Annotated in this window: 23 protein-coding genes; 7 read left to right on the top strand and 16 right to left on the bottom strand. The window is 70.3% G+C overall.

The window, feature by feature from the left end:
* Nucleotides 1-15: 15 nt before the first annotated feature.
* The 11 genes from yut to F4558_RS09155 all read right to left on the bottom strand — a co-directional run bounded on the left by yut (nt 16) and on the right by F4558_RS09155 (nt 10268).
* Entirely contained in the window at nt 16-1041 is a 1026-nt protein-coding gene (yut, locus tag F4558_RS09205) for an urea transporter (protein ID WP_167943794.1), read from the bottom strand.
* Between the two features lie 17 nt (nt 1042-1058).
* On the bottom strand, nt 1059-1976 hold the full coding sequence (locus tag F4558_RS09200; RefSeq protein ID WP_167943793.1) for an urease accessory protein UreD: 918 nt from the start codon (nt 1974-1976) through the stop codon (nt 1059-1061).
* The gene (gene ureG, locus F4558_RS09195; RefSeq protein ID WP_053655830.1) at nt 1973-2602 is read right to left on the bottom strand and encodes an urease accessory protein UreG; all 630 of its coding nucleotides are present in this window, start codon (nt 2600-2602) and stop codon (nt 1973-1975) included. Before ureG ends, F4558_RS09200 begins: the two co-directional genes overlap by 4 nt.
* 57 nt (nt 2603-2659) lie before the next feature.
* Nucleotides 2660-3337 (bottom strand): urease accessory protein UreF, encoded by a 678-nt coding sequence (locus F4558_RS09190; protein WP_209273235.1) that lies wholly within the window; start codon nt 3335-3337, stop codon nt 2660-2662.
* 22 nt (nt 3338-3359) lie between these two features.
* Nucleotides 3360-3923 (bottom strand): urease accessory protein UreE, encoded by a 564-nt coding sequence (locus F4558_RS09185; RefSeq protein ID WP_053655825.1) that lies wholly within the window; start codon nt 3921-3923, stop codon nt 3360-3362.
* A 62-nt stretch (nt 3924-3985) separates the two neighbouring features.
* Entirely contained in the window at nt 3986-5704 is a 1719-nt protein-coding gene (locus tag F4558_RS09180; RefSeq protein WP_053655821.1) for an urease subunit alpha, read from the bottom strand.
* 48 nt (nt 5705-5752) lie between these two features.
* Nucleotides 5753-6214 carry an urease subunit beta gene (locus F4558_RS31910; protein WP_053655818.1) on the bottom strand — a complete coding sequence of 154 codons (462 nt, stop codon included), beginning with the start codon at nt 6212-6214 and terminating at the stop codon, nt 5753-5755.
* A gap of 42 nt (nt 6215-6256) precedes the next feature.
* Nucleotides 6257-6559: an urease subunit gamma gene (locus tag F4558_RS09170; RefSeq protein WP_053655816.1), complete on the bottom strand. Its 303-nt coding sequence runs from the start codon at nt 6557-6559 to the stop codon at nt 6257-6259.
* Nucleotides 6560-6763: 204 nt separating this feature from the next.
* Entirely contained in the window at nt 6764-8197 is a 1434-nt protein-coding gene (locus F4558_RS09165) for a sugar porter family MFS transporter (RefSeq protein ID WP_167943792.1), read from the bottom strand.
* Between the two features lie 185 nt (nt 8198-8382).
* On the bottom strand, nt 8383-9219 hold the full coding sequence (locus F4558_RS09160; RefSeq protein ID WP_167943791.1) for an undecaprenyl-diphosphate phosphatase: 837 nt from the start codon (nt 9217-9219) through the stop codon (nt 8383-8385).
* Nucleotides 9216-10268 carry an LLM class F420-dependent oxidoreductase gene (locus F4558_RS09155; RefSeq protein ID WP_053655809.1) on the bottom strand — a complete coding sequence of 351 codons (1053 nt, stop codon included), beginning with the start codon at nt 10266-10268 and terminating at the stop codon, nt 9216-9218. Before F4558_RS09155 ends, F4558_RS09160 begins: the two co-directional genes overlap by 4 nt.
* A 187-nt stretch (nt 10269-10455) precedes the next feature.
* Here F4558_RS09155 and F4558_RS09150 point away from each other — a divergent pair, with 187 nt between their 5' ends.
* Both F4558_RS09150 and F4558_RS09145 read left to right on the top strand, forming a co-directional pair.
* Entirely contained in the window at nt 10456-11427 is a 972-nt protein-coding gene (locus tag F4558_RS09150) for an aldo/keto reductase (RefSeq protein ID WP_167943790.1), read from the top strand.
* A gap of 111 nt (nt 11428-11538) precedes the next feature.
* Complete coding sequence (locus F4558_RS09145) at nt 11539-11730, top strand: DUF5703 family protein (protein ID WP_053655860.1); 192 nt, start codon at nt 11539-11541, stop codon at nt 11728-11730.
* An 80-nt stretch (nt 11731-11810) separates the two neighbouring features.
* On the opposite strand, the gene F4558_RS09140 is transcribed toward F4558_RS09145, so the two are convergent.
* Both F4558_RS09140 and F4558_RS09135 read right to left on the bottom strand, forming a co-directional pair.
* Nucleotides 11811-12473, bottom strand: coding sequence for a hypothetical protein (locus F4558_RS09140; RefSeq protein ID WP_167943789.1), 663 nt, complete (start codon nt 12471-12473; stop codon nt 11811-11813).
* A 58-nt stretch (nt 12474-12531) separates the two neighbouring features.
* Complete coding sequence (locus tag F4558_RS09135) at nt 12532-13860, bottom strand: M20/M25/M40 family metallo-hydrolase (RefSeq protein WP_053655803.1); 1329 nt, start codon at nt 13858-13860, stop codon at nt 12532-12534.
* Between the two features lie 278 nt (nt 13861-14138).
* On the opposite strand from F4558_RS09135, the gene F4558_RS09130 reads away from it, so the two are divergent.
* The 3 genes from F4558_RS09130 (at nt 14139) to F4558_RS09120 (ending at nt 16112) form a co-directional block, all read left to right on the top strand.
* The gene (locus F4558_RS09130) at nt 14139-14750 is read left to right on the top strand and encodes a hemerythrin domain-containing protein (protein ID WP_167943788.1); all 612 of its coding nucleotides are present in this window, start codon (nt 14139-14141) and stop codon (nt 14748-14750) included.
* A gap of 75 nt (nt 14751-14825) precedes the next feature.
* Entirely contained in the window at nt 14826-15797 is a 972-nt protein-coding gene (locus F4558_RS09125; protein WP_167943787.1) for a LysR family transcriptional regulator, read from the top strand.
* Between the two features lie 69 nt (nt 15798-15866).
* A complete protein-coding gene (locus tag F4558_RS09120; RefSeq protein WP_053655798.1) occupies nt 15867-16112 on the top strand; it encodes a hypothetical protein in 246 nt (81 codons plus the stop codon).
* A 59-nt stretch (nt 16113-16171) separates the two neighbouring features.
* On the opposite strand, the gene F4558_RS09115 is transcribed toward F4558_RS09120, so the two are convergent.
* Genes F4558_RS09115 through F4558_RS09105 form a run of 3 tightly spaced genes read right to left on the bottom strand, consistent with a single transcriptional unit; the run spans nt 16172 to nt 19280 of the window.
* Nucleotides 16172-16522: a DUF3140 domain-containing protein gene (locus tag F4558_RS09115; RefSeq protein WP_053655796.1), complete on the bottom strand. Its 351-nt coding sequence runs from the start codon at nt 16520-16522 to the stop codon at nt 16172-16174.
* A complete protein-coding gene (locus F4558_RS09110) occupies nt 16522-16728 on the bottom strand; it encodes a hypothetical protein (RefSeq protein ID WP_053655795.1) in 207 nt (68 codons plus the stop codon). The genes F4558_RS09115 and F4558_RS09110 overlap by 1 nt, the downstream gene beginning before the upstream one ends.
* Nucleotides 16725-19280 (bottom strand): ATP-dependent Clp protease ATP-binding subunit, encoded by a 2556-nt coding sequence (locus tag F4558_RS09105; RefSeq protein WP_053655793.1) that lies wholly within the window; start codon nt 19278-19280, stop codon nt 16725-16727. The genes F4558_RS09110 and F4558_RS09105 overlap by 4 nt, the downstream gene beginning before the upstream one ends.
* Nucleotides 19281-19418: 138 nt before the next feature.
* On the opposite strand from F4558_RS09105, the gene F4558_RS09100 reads away from it, so the two are divergent.
* The gene (locus tag F4558_RS09100) at nt 19419-19811 is read left to right on the top strand and encodes a PIN domain-containing protein (RefSeq protein ID WP_053655791.1); all 393 of its coding nucleotides are present in this window, start codon (nt 19419-19421) and stop codon (nt 19809-19811) included.
* Nucleotides 19812-19963: 152 nt separating this feature from the next.
* On the top strand, nt 19964-20224 hold the full coding sequence (locus F4558_RS09095; RefSeq protein ID WP_053655789.1) for a hypothetical protein: 261 nt from the start codon (nt 19964-19966) through the stop codon (nt 20222-20224).
* Nucleotides 20225-20226: the final 2 nt, after the last annotated feature.

Here is a 20226-nt window from a genome sequence, read left to right as displayed (position 1 = left end):
TTTCCTCTCGGTACGTCAGACGGTGTGTCGCACCGCGCTGACGACGGACTCCTTGACTCGTTCGTGGTTGGGCACCGGCGCGAAGTGCCGCCGGGGCAGCAACAGCAGCCAGGTGGCGATGTTGAACGGTCCGGTCAGCACCGGGATGCCCAGCGGGGTGAGGACTGTGGCCAGGGCTAGTTGGACGAAGAGGGTGAGCGCGATTCCGAAGAGCGTGTAGACAGTCACGAGCGCGCCGGGGCGGTGCAGCACCGCGCCCACGGCGATCGCCGTCAGGACCGCGTTGAAGCCGAACAGACCCTTGTCGAGGGAGGCCGCGTCGGCGCCGAACCAGAGCGCCAGCAGCGTCGCGCCGACGGCGCCGACCACCGCGAAGAGCGCCGACCAGCGGGAGTTGATCAGCAGCGCGACCAGGATGATCAGCCCGGTGACCCAGCTGTTGATCAGGAAGACCTGGGACACCCCGCGCAGGAAGGTGGGGATCAGGTCCCAGTCGAAGCGACCACCGGTCAGCTGCCCCTCGCCGGGGAACATCGGCTTCAGGTTGGTGAGCACTGTGAACCTGTCGAACTGGTACGCGGCCATCAGCAGCACCCAGGTGGTCAGCACGAACGGCATGGTGAAAGCGGTCAGCCCCCACGTCTTGAAGATCGTGTTCAGGGCCAGGGTGACCACTGTCGTGGCGATCGCGCCGAGCACCAGGTAGAGCCACATGAGCGGCCGGTCGTCCAGGAACGTCGGGACGGCGATGCCGGTCAGAAACGGGCTGAAGCCGAACAGCCCTTTGCGCAGCGAGGCGTTGTCGGCCCGCAGGACGACGGCCGTGGCGGTGCCGACGAGCAGGCCGACGACCCCTCCCCCGAAGATCCGTGGCTGCCCGTTCTCGACGGCGCCCCAGGCGACAGCCACGAGGATCAGCAGGCCGGTCAGGGGGTTGTTCTGGAAGACGACCTGCGCCGGCCCGCGCAGGCAGGCGTCGACGAACCCGACAAACGGGTTGCGGTCGGCGAGCCTGTCCCACCCGTGCACCACTGCGGTCACGACATTCTTCCTCTCGGTCAACGCCAGCTGAACGCCGGCGGGAAGGTCCGGCCGGTCACCTCTTCGCGGGCGGCCACGCAGAAGGCGCGTACCGCCGCGCGTACCGGCTCGGTCTCCTGGCCCAGGACCTTGAAGATGAGACCCGCGTCGTTGGGCAGCCGGGTGACGGCGCTTGCCAGTGGGGTCTGCTCGTCCCAGACCGGCGTCGAGGTCCGGTGCAGGACCCGTGCCGCCCGCTCGGGGTCGGTGAGCAGCACGACGTTGCCGAAGATGTGGAAGCGGCCCATGACCCCGACCCGCGCCACGTCGAACTGCCCGGGGGCCACCACGAACTTCTCCACGAACAACTGCCGGCCGTCGGGACGCTCCGCGCGCAGCGCGCTCGAGAAGAGGTCGTACGCGAAGAGTTCGCCGTCGCGGTAGTACTTCCGGCCGGGTTGCAGGATCTCGCCGTACAGCATCGTGGCGCTTCCCGCGAGGCGTACCCGGGTGTCGGTGGCGAACCGGCTGGCCCGGTACGGGATCACCGGCTCCGGCAGGTATTCGAGGTAGGTGTCCTCGGCCAGGGTGAACGTCTGGATCTGGGTGCCGTAGTTGGCGTCCATCTCCTGGATCTTGGTGGCGGACTGGGTCACCAGGTGCGCCTGGCTGCCGGGGGCGAGAGCGACGTCCATGTGCAGGCGGTCGCCCTGGAGCACGCCACCGGACGTGGTGAGGATCATGACGCACGGCAGGTCCGGCATCTCCTCGTCCCAGTAGAGCGCCCGCTGCACGAGCAGCGGCGACTGCCGGAAGAGGTCGCGCAGGATCGTGCGGTCTCCACGCCGCTCGAACCCCAGGCGCAGGATGCCGACCTTGCCGTTGGACGCTGCGGGTAGCTGGGCCGGTTGGTCCTGGTACGGCTCCAGCTCCCGCGCGCTGTCCAGTGTGATCATGCGACCACTTCTGCGTCGAAGAGCGCGTTGCGACGGATCAGCGAGACCAGCTCGTCGATTCCCTCGCCCGTCTTGCAGTTGGTGAACACGACGGGCTTGCCGTTGCGCATCATGTCCGCGTCCCGGGCCATGACACCGAGGTCGGCGTCCACGTAGGGCGCCAGGTCGGTTTTGTTGATGACGAGGATGTCGGACTTGGAGATGCCTGGGCCGTTCTTGCGCGGGATCTTGTCGCCGGCCGCGACGTCGATGACGTAGATGAAGTAGTCGACGAGGGCCGGGCTGAAGGTCAGTGTGAGGTTGTCGCCGCCGCTCTCGATGAGCACGACGTCGCTGTCCGGGAACTTGGACTCCATGTCCTCCACGGCGGCGAGGTTCATGCTCGGGTCCTCCCGCACTGCCGTGTGCGGGCAGGCGCCGGTCTCCACCCCGATGATCCGCTCCTCGACCAGGACCCCGGTCAGCGCCCGCCGGACGTGCTTGGCGTCCTCCGTGGTGACCACGTCGTTCGTGATCACCAGTATCCGCAGCCCGTTCTCCACGAGCCGCGGCACGACTGCCTCGATGATCGCGGTCTTGCCGCTGCCCACCGGGCCGCCGACACCGATACGACTTGCCGACTTCATGTTGTGACCTGTCCTTCTGGGTACGGTTGGGTACGGTTCGGTTCGGGAAATGCGGGTTCAGCTCATGAACATCCGCACGTGGATGTGCTGGTGTGCGGCGGCCAGGACGTCGAGGTGCGGCCCGAAGGTCTGCATGTCCTCCAGCCCCGCGGTGCGCACGTCGCGGTAGTCGTCGCTGACCTTCTCGTTGACAGCGAAGAGGATCGACTGCGCGTCGAGGTGGTCGACACGCATCAACCGGATGGCGGCGCTGAGCACCGTCGACGCCGCGCCGTACTGGTGGGCCGCGAACGCGTCCTCCTCGGGCACCCCGAGGTCGGCGAAGACCACCCCGAGCGCGACCGGATAGGTGACAGGCGTTCCGGCCGCCGACTCGTTGAGCCGCTTCTTGAGCAGCGTCTCTCCGACGATCCGGGTCGCGGCCTCGGCCAGCTTGCGCCCCATCCGCACGGACATGGTCCGCATCTCTTCGTTGATCTTGCGCTGGTGGACGGCGTCGTCCGCGGACCTGATCCGGTCGAGGTCCCCGGTCAGGGCGGCCCGGTGCGCGGCGAGCAGTGCCACGCCGTCTCCGGTGGCGGCGAGCCGGGTGACAGTCCGGACGTAGTCCTGAAGGGTCGTCCGGTCGTGCACGACGCCGTGCTCGACGGCCATCTCCAGGCCGCTGGAGAAGGAGAACGCGCCGACCGGGAAGACCGAGTCGCCGAATTGGAGCAGCTTCAGGGTCTCGGCCATGGTTCGCACCGTCCGGCCCCGCTCAGTTGAGGTCGGCGGGGAGGTGGGAGTGCGGCGTCGAGTCGGCGCCGCCGAACAGTCGCCGCGACTCGTGCGGCGCCAGGTACGCGATGATCTCGGTGCCGGGCACGAACTCGTGCGTGATCCCGGTGAAGGCGTGGGTGCGCATCACCGAGTCCATGACCTTGCGGTCCACAGTGAGCGGAACGTACATCCTGGTGTCCTTGACGACGGCCGGCCAGTGCTGGTTGCCGATCGCGTGGCCGAGCTCGACTGCCGAGCGGATGAGCAGCTCGGCGGACTCGCCGCGCAACTTGTCGAGGTGGACCACCATCACCTCGCCCAACTGCACCCGGGCCACCACCGCGGTGGCGGTCAGGTCGTCCCAGGCGAGGACGTCGCCGTCGCGCAGCCGGACGCCGCGGGCCAGCGCGACGGACAACTCCGCCCCGGAACTGGTCATCTTGCGGATCCGGCTCTTCTGGGCGTCCCACTGGTCGAGGACCAGGTCGTCGATGCGCGCCTCCTTGAGCCGCAGCATCCAGTCCGGCTCGTTCATGTTGCCCAGCACCGTCTCGACGAGCACGGGCGTCTCCTTTCGGTAGGTGCGCCGCAGCCGCGCACGGCGGCGCAGGCGTGCGGGGGATGTCAGCTGAAGAAGTAGAGCTGGCCCAGGGGCAGCGTCCGGGCCGGCGGCACTGTCGCGTGCACGCCGTCCATCGTCACCGCGAAGGTCTCCGGGTCGACCTCCAGCTTGGGGGTACGGTCGTTGCGGACCATGTCCCTCTTGGTGAGACCTCGGGTCCGGTACACGGGAATGACCTGCCGTTGCAGGCCGAGCTGCTCGGCGACGCCGGCCTCGTGTGCGGCACGGGACACGAAGGTCACGCAGGTCTTGGCGATCTGGTTGCCGAACGCGCCGTACATGGGCCGGTAGTAGACCGGTTGCGGTGTCGGCAGCGAGGCGTTCGGGTCGCCCATGATCGACCAGGCGATCATGCCGCCCTTGAGGACCATCTTCGGCTTGGTACCGAAGAAGGCGGGCTCCCAGAGCACCAGGTCGGCCATCTTGCCCGGCGTCACGGATCCCAGCACGTGCGAGATGCCCTGGGTGATGGCCGGGTTGATGGTCATCTTGGCGACGTACCGCAGCACCCGGAAGTTGTCGTTGGCGCTGGAGTCCTCGGCGAGCTTGCCGCGCACGGTCTTCATCTGCCCGGCGAGCTGGATGGTCCGCAGCCAGGTCTCACCGACGCGCCCCATGGCCTGCGAGTCGCTCTGCATCATCGAGATGACGCCCTCGTCGAGCAGGACGTCCTCGGCGGCGATCGTCTCGGTCCGGATACGGCTCTCGACGAATGCGACGTCGGAGGGGACCTTGGGGTTGAAGTTGTGGCAGACCATGATCATGTCGTAGAGCTCGGACTGACTGTTGATGCCGTACGGCACCGTCGGCGTTGTCGAGCTCGGCAACACGTTCATCTGGCTGGCGATCTTGATGACGTCCGGCGCATGGCCACCGCCGGCGCCCTCGGTGTGGAAGGTGTGGATCGTGCGGCCCTCGAACGCCGCGACGGAGTCCTCCAGGTAGCCGCTCTCGTTGAGGGTGTCCGTGTGGATGCTGACCTGCACGTCGAACTCGTCGGCGACGTCCAGGCAGGCGCGGATCACCGCGGGCGGCGCACCCCAGTCCTCGTGGATCTTGAAGCTCGGCGCGCCGGCCATGATCTGCTCGACCAGCGGGGCGCGGCCGGTGCTGTTGCCCTTCGCCATCAGACCGATGTTGATCGGGATGTTCTCGAAGGCCCGCATCATCGCATGGATGTTCCAGGGCCCGGGGGTGATGGTGACGCCGTTGCTGCTGTCCGACGGACCGGTGCCGCCGCCCCACAGGGTGGTGACGCCGTTGCTGAGGGCGGCGTACGCCTGCTGCGGCGCGACAAGGTGCACGTGCGCGTCGATGCCGCCCGCGGTCAGGATGAGGTGCTCGCCGGAGATGGCGTCGGTGCCCGGCCCGGTCACCAGTTCGGGCGTGACACCCTGCATGATGTTGGGGTTTCCGGCCTTGCCGATGCCGGCGATCTTGCCGTTCTTGATCCCGACGTCGGCCTTGACCACGCCGAGGGTCGCGTCGACGATCGTCACGTTGGTGATGACCAGATCCAGGCCACCCTCGGCGTTCGTGTACTGGTTCTGCACGCCCATGCCGTCGCGCAGCGTCTTGCCCCCGCCGTACATCACCTCGTCGCCGAGGACCCGCAGGTCCTTCTCGATCTCGATGTACAGGTCGGTGTCGCCCAGCCTGATCTGGTCGCCCGTCGTCGGGCCGAACATTCCCGAATACTCTTGCCGAGATATCTGGCTCATCGAATCATCTCTCCTGCCCGCGGCTGCCAGCCCTGCGGGATAGTGGATCTACTTTTTCTTGCCCTTGGAGTCGTCCTGCTGCTCCGGGCCGAACTTGAAGCCGCGCGTCCTGGCGTTGTGGATCGCCTCGGTCCGGTCCGGCCGGTAACTCGGGGCCGACTGGCTGCCGGTCCACCCCTGCACGAGCCCGTTGAACCCGTAGACCCGCTGCACCCCGGCGAAGGGGATCAGCTCCACCGTCTTCTTGTCGCCGGGCTCGAAGCGGATGGACGTCGTCGCCGGGATGTTCAGCCGCTTGCCGAAGGCCGCCTCGCGGTCGAACGCGAGCATGCGGTTGACCTCGAAGAAGTGAAAGTGCGAGCCGACCTGAATGGGCCGGTCACCGGTGTTCTGGACGACGACTTCCGTCACCGGCCGACCCTCGTTCAACTCCAGCGGCTGGTCGCTCAGGATGTAGCCGCCGATGGGTCGCAGATGCTTCGAGTTGGGCCCGGGATGCTGCTTGGTCATTTCTGCTCCGCCTTCCTGGAGACCGCGTCTGCGCTGGTGCGCCTACTGGATCGGTGAGTGCACAGTGATCAGTCGGGAGCCGTCGGTGAACACCGCCTCGACCTGGAGCATGGGAACCATGTCCGCCACGCCCGGCATCACGTCGTCGACGCCCAGCACCGTGCGGGAGTCGTTCATGACCTCTTCGACGGTCTTGCCCTCACGGGCGCCCTCCAGCGCCGCCGCGCAGATCACCGCGACGGCCTCCGGGTGGTTCAGCTTGATCCCCCGGGCCTTGCGGGCATTGGCGACCATTGCCATCGAGAGAATCGTCAGCTTGTCGAATTCCTTCGGCGTCAGATGCACTGTCCTGGTCCTTCGTGACTGTTCGATCGGGAACACCAGCCGGCGGACCCACCTCTGGGACTCGCGCCCGGTATGTCCTCTAGCCTGCGCTATGTAGGCATAGGTCGGTTTTATGCCTTATGAGCCGACCGTACGCCTCACCACTGCGCACCGAGTCAGAAACCCGGAACCAGAACGAGTTGTGCGATCCAGGCCATCCGGCTGTCACCGGGAGCGGTGCGGATGGCGGGCGCTGGCGTCGGATCGCCACATCTGCTGGATCTGTTCGAGGGTCTTGCCCTTCGTCTCCGGCAGGTAGCGCCACACGAACAGGAAGCCGAGCACACAGGTGCCGGCGAAGAGCGCGAACACCCCCGACCGCCCCAGGGCGCTGAGCATGGTCAGGAAGAACTGGGTGATGAGGTACTCCGAGCCCCAGTGCGTGGCCGAGGCGATCGCCACGCACCTGCCCCTGATGCGCCCCGGGAAGATCTCGTTGATGACCGTCCAGGCGGTCGGGCCGATCGACATCGCGTAGAACGCCACGAACATGACCACGCCGATGAGCAGGAAGATGCCCGCGTCGGTGGGATGGTGCCCGGTCGCCCCGGCCGCCTGCGCCGCCGGGTCCATCTTCGCGAAGCTGACGCTCACCACGACGAGCGAGACCGCCATGCCCAGCAACCCGACCAGCAGCAGCGGACGGCGGCCCAGCCGGTCCAGGAAGGCCACCGCCACAAGCGTGAAGAGTGAATCGACAGCGCCGATCGCCCAGGTGGTCGCGGCCAACTGCTCCTGTGGGGTGTGGAAACCGGCGGCCGAGAAGATCGGATCGGCGTAGTAGATGATCCCGTTGATGCCGGTCAACTGCTGGAACAGGGCAAGGCCCACACCCAACGCCAGCGGGCGCCGCCACTGTCGCGAGAGCACCTCCCGCCAGCCCGCCTTGCCGGCCGCGAGGCTCTCCTCGATGGCGTGCAGCCGCTCGGGCACCTTCCGCTCCGGCACCGTCGCCGTCAGCGACGCCTGTGCCCTGCGTTTGTCGCCCCGCCCGACGTACCAGACGGCCGAGTCGGGGATCACCGTGGTTACCAGGGCGAGGGCCGCCCCCAGCAGGACCGCCGCCGCGAGCAGGTAACGCCAGGAGTTGCCCGCCTCGAACAGTTCGTCGGCCAGGTAGCCGATGAAGATCGCGAACGTGGTGGAGAACTGGTAGACCGCGAGCAGGCTGCCCCGGATCCGTTCCGGCGCGGCCTCCGCCGCGTACATCGGGCCGGCGACCGAGGCCACCCCGATGCCCAGACCCAGGATCAGCCGCGCACCGAACATGACCCCGATCACCGGGGCGAACGCCTGCGCGATGGTGCCCACCCCGAACGCGACGGCGGCCACCCACAGCGCCCTCCGGCGGCCGACGCGGTCGGCGAGGTGACCACCGAGCAGCGCGCCCACCAGGGCCCCGGGCGTCACCCAACTCGCCGCCACCTCGACGGCGAAGGTGTCCGCGTCGAAGGTCTGCCGGATGTCGCGCAACGCCCCGCTGATGACGCCCTGGTCATAGCCGAACAGCGCGCCGGAGAGCACCACGATCGAGAGGACCGCGACGAGGTTGCGGCGTGGTGGTCTCCCCCGCCCGCGCTTCGCGCCGCTGGCGGCCACGGTCGCCCCTCTCCCGCGAGCTGACGGCGCGTCCCGTTCGAGACGTCACCCCCGACAGGGAAAGAGTAGGTGCGCCCTGAGCTACTTATCCGAAATGCGCAGAATGCGCGGCCGGCACCGCCCCAGACGCACACCGGCCCCCGAACCCCACTGCGGGGTCGGAGGCCGGCGGAGCGCGGAGCCGATCAGGTGGCGCTGATCGTGCCCGTCAACAGCAGCGCGAGGACCAGGGTGCCCAGCGCCACCCGGTACAGCACGAAGACGTACAGGGTGTGGTGGGCCACGTAGCGCAGCAGCCAGGCGATGGCCGCGTACCCGATGCCGAAGGCGAGCACCGTCGCCACGATCATCTGCGCCACCGAGGGCGCCGACGTGCCCGGAGCGGACGGCTCGAAGACGTCCCCGAGGCTGAACACGCCGGACATCACCACCGCCGGGATGGCCAGCAGGAACGAGTACCGCGCCGCCGCCTCCCGGGTCAGGTTGAGCAGCAGACCGGCGGTGAGCGTGCCGCCGGAGCGGGACACCCCGGGGATCAACGCCATGGCCTGGGCGAAACCCATCACCACGCCGTCCTTCATCCGGAAGTTCTCCAGGGTGCGGGTCTGCCGACCCCAGTACTCGGCGAACGCCAGCACGAACGCGAACACGATGAGGGTTGTCGCCACCACCCACAGGTTGCGCCCGACCGTCTTGATCTGGTCCTTGAAGAGGAAACCGAACAGCCCGATCGGGATCGAGCCGACGATCACGTACCAGCCCATCCGGTAGTCGAGGCTGGAACGGACGGACTTGTCCCTGATCCCGACAAGCCACGTCCGGGTGATCCGCCAGATGTCCTTGGCGAAGTAGATCAGCACGGCCGCCTCGGTGCCGAGCTGGGTGACAGCTGTGAACGACGCCCCGGCGTCACGGTCGAAGAAGATCGCCGAGGTGATCCGCAGATGCCCCGACGAACTGACCGGAAGGAACTCCGTCAGCCCCTGGACGATGCCCAGGACGATGGCCTCGACCCAGGTCACTCCCCAACTCCCGAAAGATCGAACGCCTCGGCGACGGTACGCAGGGTCTGCACGCCGGAGTCCCGGTCGGCCACGAACAGGCTCACCGACAGCGTCGTCACCCCGGCCGCGGCGTACTCCCGCATCCGGTCGGCGATGCGCTCCTTCGGCCCGAGCAGCGAGGTGCGGTCGATGAACTCCATCGGCACCGCGGCGGCCGCGTCGCGCTGCCGCTTGGCCAGGTACAGATCCTGCACCTCGCGGGCGGCGTCGCCGTAGCCCATCCGCGTCGCGAGCTGGTTGTAGAAGTTCTGCTTGCGGCTGCCCATCCCGCCGACGTAGAGCGCGGCGTACCAGCGCACCAGCTCGGCACAGGACGCCACATCGTCGCCGACCACCACGGGCACCGACGGCACCACGTCGAAGCCGGCCAGCTCCTTGCCGACCTTGGCCCGCCCGGCGGCGACCGCCGCGAGGTGCTCGTCGGCGTACTCCGGGGCGTAGAACACGGCAAGCCAGCCGTCGGCGATCTCGCCGGCCAGCTCCAGGTTCTTCGGACCGACGGCGGCCAGGTAGATCGGGATGTGCTCGCGGGGCGGATGGAAGCTCAACCGCAACGCCTTGCCGGGGCCGTCCGGCAGCGGCAGCGTGTAGTGCTCGCCGTCGTACGCCACCTCCTTGCGGGCGATGGCCAGCTTGACGATGTCGACGAACTCGCGGGTCCGCGCCAGCGGCTTGGCGAACCGCACCCCGTGCCAGCCCTCGGACACCTGCGGGCCGGACACGCCGAGACCGAGCCGGAACCGGCCGCCGGACAGCGCGTCGATCGTGGCGGCGGTCATCGCGGTGGCCGCCGGCGTACGCGCGGGGATCTGCATCACCGCCGCGCCCACGTCGATCCGTTCGGTCTGGCCGGCCATCCAGGCGAGCATGCTTGGCGAGTCGGAGCCGTAGGCCTCCGCGGCCCACACCACCGAGAAGCCGAGCCGGTCCGCTTCCTGGGCCAGTGCCAGGTGATCGGCCGGTGTGCTCCATGCTGTCTGGTATCCGAGGCTTAGCCCGAGTCGCACTGGTCCTCCCCCATCCGTGGCACAGGTCGCACCAGGTTACGCAATGCCGCAATCGGGCCTCGTCACCGGCTCACCGCCAATGATCCCCGGCCCGTCGAGGTACCTGAGGCAGGCGGAACCGGCAGAACCGGCAGAGTTGACGGGAGCGAGGATATCCGTGGCGGCAGGTTCGAAATAAGGTTCACCCATGCAACAGCGACCGCTCGGCCGAAGCGGGCTGGCGGTTTCGCGGCTCGCGCTCGGCACCATGACCTGGGGTCGGGACACCGACTCCGACGACGCGGCCGCCCAGCTGAAGAGTTACCTGGACGCGGGCGGCAACCTGATCGACACCGCCGACGTGTACGGCGACGGCGACGCCGAGTCGGTGATCGGGTCGCTGCTGGGCACCCTCGTACCCCGCGACGAGCTGTTGATCGCCACCAAGGCCGGGTTACGCCCCGGCACCAATCGCCGCCGCGACGGCTCCCGTGGCCACCTGCTGCGCACCCTGGACGCGTCACTGCGCCGGCTCGGCACCGACCACGTCGACCTGTTCCAGGTGCACGGATACGACCCGGACACCCCCCTCGAAGAGACCCTTGCCGCTTTGGACCACGCGGTGGCCAGCGGCAAGGTCCGCTACGTCGGGGTGTCGAACTTCTCCGGCTGGCAGACCGCACGGGCCGCCGCCTGGCAGACCGCCTGGCCGGGCCGCGCGCCGGTGGTCGCCGCCCAGGTGGAGTACTCCCTGCTGGAGCGGGGCGTGGAGCGGGAGGTGCTGCCCGCGTGCGGCGCGCTCGGCCTCGGCGTGCTGCCCTGGTCGCCGCTGGGCCGGGGCGTGCTCACCGGCAAGTACCGGCACGGCCGTCCGGCGGACTCCCGGGCCGCCTCGCCGCACTTCGAGCGGTTCGTGTCGACGTACCTGGAGCCTCGCTGCTCCAGCATCGTCGAGGCGGTGGCGACCGCGGCCGGCGGGCTGGGCGTCTCGCCGCTGGAGGTGGCGCTGGCCTGGATCCGGGACCGGCCCGGGGTGACAGCGCCGATCCTCGGCGCCCGCACCGTCGGGCAGCTGCTCGGCGCGCTCCAGGTGGAACGGATCACCCTGCCCGAGGAGATCACCACGGCGCTCGACGACGTCTCCGGCGTGCCGGTTGGCTACCCGGAGCGCGACGGCTGACCCCGGCGAAGCGTCCTTCAGGTCGAGATGCGGGCGTCGGCGCCCCGACGCGTCGTCGGTCACCCCGTAAGGGGGTGGCGAACGGCCGCTGGGCTGGGCAGCATGGGTGGCATGGACTACGAATACGCGCCGCTGCGGCTGCCGCCGAACGTCGACCGGTTGACCGCCGCGGCGCAGCTGGCGATCCAGGCGGAGTTCTCCGGATGGGAGTTGGCCCGGGTACGGCTGTTCCGCGACGGGACCCGGCAGGTGGTGCTGCGCCGCCGACGGGTCAACCAGCCGCAGCCCGGCCTGTCGTACTGACGAGGGCCGGCCACCCGGAACGGACGACGACGCGCCCGGTGCCCCACCGCGTAGGTGGGGTGCCGGGCGCGTCGCGTCGTCTAGTGCTGGTGGCCTGCGTGATCGTGGTCGTCGTCGAGCTCCAGGAACGGGTGCTCGTCGAGCCGACCGACCAGCCGGTCGTCGGCAGCGGGCTGGAACGGGCCGACAGCGTCCTCGTCGTCGAACGACTCCAGGTCGACAGGGGTGCCCACCTCGCTGACCATCACCACCCCGTCCAGAGGCTCCAGCTCGGGCACGTCCAGCGCGCCGAGCGAACCGTCGCCGCTCTGCAGCAGCTCAAGGACCGCCTCGCCGACACCCTCCACCGGCGCCGGCTCGTCGTCCTCCGGGGTGCCCTCGCGGCGGGCCGCCTCGGCCGCCCGCAGCAGCGCGGACACACTCGGCACCCGGTAGTCGCGGCGCTGACGTACCGAGATCACCCGGGGGTGCGGGTCGCTGGCCTCGCCGCCGTCTGCGCCGCCGAAGCGCTCGTCGGCCTCGTCCGGGTCGATCGAGTCGACGTCCCACGGCGTCACCTCGCCGAACGCGTCGAGCAACTGCTCGTCGTACGCGAAGGACGCGTTGTTCAACGCCACGTACGCCTGCCAGACGTCGTCGTCGTCGACGCGGCCCTGCGCGGCGCGTACGGCGGCCAGGTGGCGGCGGGCCGCTTCGATGACGCGCTCGAGAGCGGCGTCCAGCTCACCGTGCTGGTCGGTCATGTGGGGCAGTCCCTTCACGATGGGGAGGTAACGCGCGGGGTGCGGTTACCGGACACGGCTAGCAGGTGCGCAGGAACCGGTCGAGAACCCGCACGCCGAACTGTAGTCCGTCGACCGGAACCCGCTCGTCGATGCCATGGAACAGCGCGGAGAAGTTCAGGTCGGCGGGCAGCCGCAGCGGGGCGAACCCGAAGCAGCGGATACCGAGCTGGGAGAACGCCTTGGCGTCGGTGCCGCCGGACAGCATGTACGGTACGGGCCGCGCGCCCGGGTCCTCGGCGCGCAGCGCCGCCGACATGGCCTCGACCAGGTCGCCGTCGAAGGTGGTCTCCAGCGCCGGCTGCCGCTGGATGTACTCGATGGCGATGTCCGGGCCGATCAGCTCGCGCAGCTGCCGTTCCAGCAGCTCGGACTGGCCGGGCAGGCTACGGCAGTCGATGGTGGCGGTGGCCCGGCCGGGAATGACGTTGTCCTTGTAGCCGGCGTCCAACCGGGTCGGGTTCGCCGTGTTGCGGATCGTCGCGCCGATGATGTTGGCGATCGGGCCGAGCTTGGCGATGGCCGTCTCCGGGTCCTCCGGGTCGAGTTCGACGCCGAGCAGGTCGGAGACCTCCTCCAGGAACGCCCGCACGGTGTCGGTGACCACCACCGGGAAGCGGTGCTGGCCGATCCGGGCCACCGCTTCGGCAAGCGCGGTGACGGCGTTGTCGTCGTGCATCATCGAGCCGTGCCCGGGGCGACCCTTGGCGTGCAGCCGCAGCCAGTCGATGCCCTTCTCGGCGGTCTCGATGAGATAGAGCCGCTGGCTGTCGTTCACCGAGTAGGAGAAGCCGCCGACCTCGCCGATCGCCTCGGTGCAGCCGTCGAAGAGGTCCCGGTGATCGTCGACAAGGAAACGCGCGCCGTAGTCGCTGCCGGCCTCCTCGTCGGCGGTGTACGCCAGCACGATGTCGCGCGGGGGTCGTACGCCGGTGCGCTGCCAGTGCCGCACCACGGCGAGCACCATGGCGTCGAAGTCCTTCATGTCGATGGCGCCCCGCCCCCACAGGTAGCCGTCGCGCAGCTCGCCGGAGAACGGGTGCACCGACCACTCGTCGGCGTCGGCGGGTACGACGTCCAGGTGTCCGTGCACGAGCAGCGCGCCCCGGCTCGGGTCGGTGCCGGGGATGCGGGCCACCACGTTGGCCCGCCCGGGCGCGGACTCGTGCAGTACCGACTCGACGCCCACCTCGGCGAGCTTCTCCGCCACGTACTCGGCCGCGCGGCGCTCGCCGACGCTCGTCGCGTTGTCCCCCGTGTTCGTGGTGTCGATGCGCAGCAGGTCGCGGCAGAGGTCAACGACCTCGGCGGTGGGGTCCGGTCGGGCAGGGGCGGCGTCGCTCGTCATCGCCCCTTCATACCAGCCCGGGCCGCCCGGCGGGTCGTCGCACCGGCGCGATGCGACCGGGCACGCAGGTCGGCGCGTCGACGCCGTACCGACCGCCATCCAGGTCGACGGATCAACGCAGGCAGGAGGGCATCCAGGGCCGCGGATCGACGCGAGCGGTCCGGGCATCCAGGGCGGCGGATCCGCCCGACGGTTTCGCGGCGACCGGGTACGGGTACCGCCGCCCACGACCGCACGTCCCCTGCCGGAGCTTCCGCCCGCCAGTCGAGGAGGGCACCATGTCCGCCGTCTCCCTGCCACCGTTGCCGCCGGCACCCGACGAGGGTTACCGGCCCGGTGGCCGCAGCATCGCCGACATCGTGGACCGCGAGCACCGGCAGCTGCTGGCGCTGCTGGACCAGCTGGCCGCCTCGGCCGGCTCGGCAGGCGCTCAGCGCGACGGGCTGGCGGTGCTCACCGCCGCACTGTCGCGGCACCTGTCGGCCGAGGAGCAGTACCTGCTCCCGGCGGTACGGGCGGCGCTGCCGGAGCACGCCGGGCGCGTGGACGAGGAGATCGACGGCGACGCCGGCCTGCTGGCGGCGTTGAAGGGGCTTACCGACGAGACGCTCACCGAGGTCGCCGAGCGGGTCCGCCGGCACGTCGACGGGGTCGGCGGGCTCGTCGCCGAGCTGCGCGCGGTGGCCACCCAGGAGGAGCTGATCCGGCTGGGCAACCGGCTGGAGATCGCCGAGGAGGCGGCGCCGACGCGGCCACATCCGGGCACCCCGGGGACGCCGCCGTGGAACCGGATCGTCGAGCCGGCGGTGGGTGTGGTGGACAAGGTTCGTGACGCGGTGACCCGTCGCCCGACGTACCTGGCGGACCTGCCGGAGCCGCCGCGCGACTGACCTCGGCAGTGCATTCAATCTCACCGATCCGCTTGGCCTCTTCCGCAGGCTGCGGCGTGGTCCTACCGTCACCGTATGAACCTGGAGCTGCGACACCTGCGGGTGGTCTGTGCGATCGCGGAGACAGGGAGCGTGACCAAGGCGGCGTCGGCGCTGGGGCTCGCCCAGCCAGCGCTCACCGCCCAGCTCCAGCGGATCGAACGGACCCTGGGCGGGCCGTTGTTCGACAGGGACCGGCGCGGGGCACGACCCACCGCGCTCGGTGAGCTGGTGCTCGCCCGCGCCCGGGTGCTGCTACCGGCGATGAAGGGCCTACAGGACGAGGCGGCCCGGCTTGCCGGCGCCAACACGGCACCCCGCGGTTACCGCCTGGGTGGGGTGAACAGCCCGATCCTGGGCAGGTTGGTGCACCGCCTGGCCGCCGAGCAGCCGCCGGCCCAGATCACCACGTACGCCTCCTGGTCGGTGGACGAGCTGGCGCAGTTGGTGGCAGGTGGGCGGTTGGACTTCGCGCTCGCCGGCGTGTGCGGTGACGCCACCCCGTCGGCCGAGTTCGGGTTGAGCTGGCGCGAGGTGGCCGTCGACCCGGTGCTGGTGCTGCTTCCCGAGACCCACCCGCTCGCCGAGCGCGACGAGGTGCGGCTGGCCGACCTGCGCCACGAGCAGTGGGTGGCCGCGCCCGGCGACGGCTGTTTCAGCGACTGCTTCGCGACCGCCTGCGCCCGCGCCGGCTTCACACCCCGCAAGGTGTACGAGACCGACATCCGCGGCTGCGTGGACCTGGTGGACGCCGGTGTGGCGGTGGCTCTCTGCCAGGCGACGTTCCGGCCGGTGGCCGGCCTGGTGACCCGCCGGCTGGCCGGTGTGCCGTTGCGGTGGCGGTTGCTGCTGGGGTGGCACCCCGACTCGCTGGCGGCACGCGACGCCGAGTTGCTGTTGGCCACTGCCAAGGCGGCGTACACCGACTCGCTGGCGCCGCACCCCACCTACCTGGACTGGCTGGTGCGCAATCCCGGGTTCGGCGTCCGGCAGCCCAGCGAGGTCTGACCCCGCGCCGGCCCGGTACTGGCCGGCCCGCGGCGGTGCGAACGGCCGCTGTCCGGGTATCTGGCGGACATGACCGATCTCTACCCGCCCGCCGACGACCGGGAGCTGCTTCGCCAGGCGGCCGCCGCGCACACCGCCGCCACCCGCGAGGTGGAGGCGTTCCTGCGCCGGTTGCCGGCGGTGCCCGACCCGGCCGACGTCACCGAGTACGCCAACCTGCTCACCCGGGAGGACCAGACCCGTGGCGACCGGGACGCCGCCGCCGACGCGGCCGGGTTGACCATCGCCAGCCTGGAGTCCGACAAGGGCCAGTAGCCGGACGCGGAAACGGTGCCGTCCCCGCCGGGGACGGCACCGTCGCGCGTGGACCGCGCTCAGCGTTCGACGAGTGGATCGTGGCCCAGGTCGAGCAGGGAGTGCCGCCAGCTGTCGTCGGCGTTGCCGCGGGGCGGCTTGGCGTCCATCAGCTCGCGGATCCGCTCGACGGCCTCCCGCATCACCTCGATGTCGTCCGGGGTGAGGTCGACCTTGCGCTTGTTGAGCACCTTGAGGATCTCCCGGCCGGGCTGGGGCAGGTCGAGGTCCGGGTTGGACCCGAACGCCTCCTCGCCGGAGCCCCGGGTCAGCAGCCAACTGCGCAGCTTCTCCGACGGGACGTTCACCTCGGCGTGGAAGTCCTCCCAGAGCACTTCCACCTCGGGGTCGAGCCGCGTTTCGCGTACCATCAGGTCTCCTCTCGCCGCGGCGGCCCGGCCGTCTCCGGGTCGTCGTCCTGGTCGGTCTTCGGGTGCAGACCCTCGGCCGGCACCCGCGTACGGCGAGGGTTCGCGGTCGGCGAGGCCAGGATCGGGTCGGGATGCTCGTCGTCGTCCGGCGGGTCGGCGGGCCGGTGCGCCCTGTCGTCCTCCGGTTGTCGTTCCGCCGGGGTCATCGTGGATGCGAGGTCGTGGCGGCGGTGTAGCCCCGCTCCCCCGCGCGCACGTCGAAGGCGAGCTGCCCGTCGCGGGCGTCCACGACGACCTTCTGCCCGGGCGAGATCGCCGACTCCAGCAGCATCCGGGACAGGTGGTTGTCCACCTCCCGCTGGATCACCCGGCGCAGTGGGCGGGCGCCGAACTCCGGCTGGTAGCCGTGCTCGGCGAGCCAGTCCTTGGCGGCGGTGGTGAACTCCACCTGGATGTCCTGCGCGTGCAGCCTGCGGCGGGTCTCCTCCAGCAGCAGTCCGGTGATCTGGCGCAGCTGCTCGGCCTCCAGCCGCCGGAAGATGATGGTCTCGTCGATGCGGTTGAGGAACTCCGGACGGAAGTTCTCCTGGAGGCGGCGCATCAGCCGCTCCCGCAGCTCGTTGCTCTCCTGTTCACTGCCCGGCGCACCGGTGCCGAACCCGACGCTGCGCTGACTGCCCGTGATCAGCTCGGAGCCGAGGTTGCTTGTCATGATCAGTACGGTGTTCTTGAAATTCACCGTCCGGCCCTGACTGTCGGTGAGCCGCCCGTCGTCGAGCACCTGGAGCAGGATGTTGAACACGTCCGGGTGGGCCTTCTCGATCTCGTCGAGCAGCACGACCGCGTACGGGCGACGGCGTACCGCCTCGGTGAGCTGGCCAGCCTCCTCGTAGCCGACGTACCCGGGTGGGGCGCCGACGAGTCGGCTGACAGTGTGCCGCTCCTGGAACTCGCTCATGTCCACCCGGACCATCCGGTCGGCCTCACCGAACAGCGCCTCGGCCAGGGCGCGGGCCAACTCGGTCTTGCCGACGCCTGTGGGGCCGAGGAACAGGAAGCTGCCCATCGGGCGGTCCGGGTCGGCAAGCCCGGCGCGGGAGCGGCGGACCGCCTCGGCGACGGCGGTGACCGCGTCGTCCTGGCCGACCACCTTCTCGTGCAGGTGCCCCTCCAGGCGCAGCAGCCGGTCCCGCTCCTCCTCGGTGAGCTGGCTGACCGGGATGCCGGTGGCCCGGGAGACCACCTCGGCGATCTCCCGGGGACCCACCTCGGGCACCTGCGAGGAGTTGCCGTCGTCACCGTTCGCGCGGCGGATCTCCTCCTCCAGCTCACCGATCCGGTCGCGAAGCGCCGAGGCCCGCTCGTACTGCTCGTCGCTGACTGCCTGTTCCTTGTCCCGGCGTACCTCGTCGAGCTCGCGTTCCAGATCCCGCACGTCGGAGGCGGGCGTGCGGGTGCGCAGCCGGACCCGGGCACCGGCCTGGTCGATCAGGTCGATGGCCTTGTCCGGCAGGAACCGGTCGGTGACGTACCGGTCGGACAGTTCGGCGGCGGCGACGAGCGCCTCGTCGGTGAACCGCACCTGGTGGTGGGCCTCGTACCTGTCGCGCAGGCCGCGCAGGATGGCGATCGTGTCGTCGACGTCGGGCTCGGGCACCAGCACCGGCTGGAACCGGCGGGCCAGCGCGGCGTCCTTCTCGATGCTCTTGCGGTACTCGTCGAGCGTTGTCGCGCCGATCACCCGCAGCTCGCCCCGGGCCAGCGCGGGCTTGAGCATGTTGGAGGCGTCCATGCCGCCCTCGCTGCCAGCCCCGCCGGCACCGACCAGGGTGTGGATCTCGTCCAGGAAGATGATCAGTTCGTCGCGGTGCGCCCGGATTTCGTCGATCACCTTCTTGAGCCGCTCCTCGAAGTCGCCCCGGTAGCGGGTGCCGGCCACGAGGCCGGCCAGGTCCAGCTGGACCACCCGCTTGCCGAGCAGGGTCTGCGGCACGTCACCGTCGCAGATCCGCTCGGCGAGACCCTCGACGATCGCGGTCTTGCCGACGCCTGCCTCACCGATCAGGACCGGGTTGTTCTTGGTCCGCCGCGACAGGATCTCCACCGCCTGCTCGATCTCGTCGGCCCGCCCGATCACCGGGTCGATCTGGTCGGCGCGGGCCAGATCGGTGAGGTCCTGCCCGTACTGGTCCAGGGTGGGGGTGCCGCGGTCGGGCTTCGGCCCGTTCATCGGCCCGCGCTCGGCGTTGGCGGCCTGCAACGACTCGGGCTGGATCCGGCCGGCGGCAAGCATCCGGCCGGCCGGCGACTCCGGGTTGAGCGGCAGCGCCATCAGGATGTGCTCGGGGCCGATGTAGTTGGCGCCCATCGCCCGGGACAGCTGGTGGGCGTCGAGCAGCGCCCGCTTGGCGGCGGGGGTCAACGACAGGTTGGGCGGCACCTCCCCGCGCGGCGCGCTGTCACCCTTCCCGCCGAGCGCGTTGAGCAGGGTGTCCGGGTCGGCGCCGGCCCGGCTCACCAGATCCCGCAGGGGTTCGCGTTGCAGCGCCGCCCAGAGCAGGTGGTCGGTGTCCAGGTCGTTGCTCTGCCGTTGTGCGGCACGCCGGGCCGCGTCGGCAAGCATCTCCCGCGCGTCGGCGGTCATGAGTCGGGTGATGTCCACCCGGTGTGGCGGCCGGCGTCCTCCCTCACCCCGGCCGAAGTACCGGGCCAGGAACTCGTCCCACGGGTCGGAGCCAGCGTCACCGGGTCCCATCATGTCTGTCCTCCGCAATCGGGCGCGGCATGGTCGGCAGGGGCTACCCGGCACCCGGCGCGACAAACGCCCCGGCGGCGACACCCCGGCGTTGTGGAGTGGCGACGGCCCGACGCCGGCCGGTGGTGGCAGGCTTGCGGGATGGATGAGAACCCGCTGCTGATCGTGGACGGCGCCAACGTGGTGGGCTCCCGCCCGAACGGGTGGTGGCGGGACCGGGCCGGGGCCGCCGCCCGGCTGCGTGACTCCCTCGCGCCGGTGGCCGCGACCGGCCTGGCCGCCCGGCTGGACGCACCGGTCGAGGTGGTGCTCGTGGTCGAGGGCGCCGCGCGGGACGTGCCCGGCATCGACGACGTCCGGGTGGTCTCCGCCCCCGGTTCGGGCGACGACGCGGTGGTCGAGTTGGTGCAGGCCGCGCCGCGCCGCCGCAGGCTCGTGGTCACCGCCGACAGGGAGTTGCGCGAGCGGGTCACTGCGCTGGGCGCCGAGGTGTACGGACCCCGGTGGCTGCGCGAGACCCCCGCCAACAGGTGAGAAGTTCTCGGACTGGGACTCCCACAGAACGGACTCCCGGCACTTCAGGGCGGCAACCGGACACCCGGGCAGGAACACCACCAGGGCGGAGGTTTTCCCACGATCGCCGATAGGCTCTAATGGAGGCCTCCCCGCCCCCAGGAGGTTGCACCGTGGCGAGCGTCGCCGAGCTGAAGGCTGCCATCGATGTCGCCCTCCAACAGATCGGTGACGGGCAGACAGCCGTGCAGGCCGCCGGGGAGAAACTGTCCGAGGCCCAGCAGACACTCGCGGGCGCGCTTGAGGGCAGCGGCCACGAGACGGTGGAGGCGGCCCAGGCGTCGCTGAGCCAGGCCAGCCAGGAGCTGGAGGAGTGTCTCGCCGCGACACTTGTCGCTGTCGAGCAGGCGCAGCTCTACGTCGCCACCCTGTAGGC

This window comes from Micromonospora profundi (assembly GCF_011927785.1).
GTDB classification, from domain to species: domain Bacteria; phylum Actinomycetota; class Actinomycetes; order Mycobacteriales; family Micromonosporaceae; genus Micromonospora; species Micromonospora profundi.
This window is presented reverse-complemented; position numbering and strand designations above follow the sequence as displayed.

Excerpts from the sequence above, each read along its gene's own strand:
- F4558_RS09200 (WP_167943793.1), bottom strand. The coding sequence starts at position 1,976 with ATGATCACACTGGACAGCGCGCGGGAGCTGGAGCCGTACCAGGACCAA.
- ureG (WP_053655830.1), bottom strand. The coding sequence starts at position 2,602 with ATGAAGTCGGCAAGTCGTATCGGTGTCGGCGGCCCGGTGGGCAGCGGC.
- F4558_RS09190 (WP_209273235.1), bottom strand. The coding sequence starts at position 3,337 with ATGGCCGAGACCCTGAAGCTGCTCCAATTCGGCGACTCGGTCTTCCCG.
- F4558_RS09180 (WP_053655821.1), bottom strand. The coding sequence starts at position 5,704 with ATGAGCCAGATATCTCGGCAAGAGTATTCGGGAATGTTCGGCCCGACG.
- F4558_RS31910 (WP_053655818.1), bottom strand. The coding sequence starts at position 6,214 with ATGACCAAGCAGCATCCCGGGCCCAACTCGAAGCATCTGCGACCCATC.
- F4558_RS09150 (WP_167943790.1), top strand. The coding sequence starts at position 10,456 with ATGCAACAGCGACCGCTCGGCCGAAGCGGGCTGGCGGTTTCGCGGCTC.
- F4558_RS09145 (WP_053655860.1), top strand. The coding sequence starts at position 11,539 with ATGGACTACGAATACGCGCCGCTGCGGCTGCCGCCGAACGTCGACCGG.
- F4558_RS09140 (WP_167943789.1), bottom strand. The coding sequence starts at position 12,473 with ATGACCGACCAGCACGGTGAGCTGGACGCCGCTCTCGAGCGCGTCATC.
- F4558_RS09135 (WP_053655803.1), bottom strand. The coding sequence starts at position 13,860 with ATGACGAGCGACGCCGCCCCTGCCCGACCGGACCCCACCGCCGAGGTC.
- F4558_RS09130 (WP_167943788.1), top strand. The coding sequence starts at position 14,139 with ATGTCCGCCGTCTCCCTGCCACCGTTGCCGCCGGCACCCGACGAGGGT.
- F4558_RS09125 (WP_167943787.1), top strand. The coding sequence starts at position 14,826 with ATGAACCTGGAGCTGCGACACCTGCGGGTGGTCTGTGCGATCGCGGAG.
- F4558_RS09120 (WP_053655798.1), top strand. The coding sequence starts at position 15,867 with ATGACCGATCTCTACCCGCCCGCCGACGACCGGGAGCTGCTTCGCCAG.
- F4558_RS09115 (WP_053655796.1), bottom strand. The coding sequence starts at position 16,522 with ATGGTACGCGAAACGCGGCTCGACCCCGAGGTGGAAGTGCTCTGGGAG.
- F4558_RS09110 (WP_053655795.1), bottom strand. The coding sequence starts at position 16,728 with ATGACCCCGGCGGAACGACAACCGGAGGACGACAGGGCGCACCGGCCC.
- F4558_RS09105 (WP_053655793.1), bottom strand. The coding sequence starts at position 19,280 with ATGATGGGACCCGGTGACGCTGGCTCCGACCCGTGGGACGAGTTCCTG.
- F4558_RS09100 (WP_053655791.1), top strand. The coding sequence starts at position 19,419 with ATGGATGAGAACCCGCTGCTGATCGTGGACGGCGCCAACGTGGTGGGC.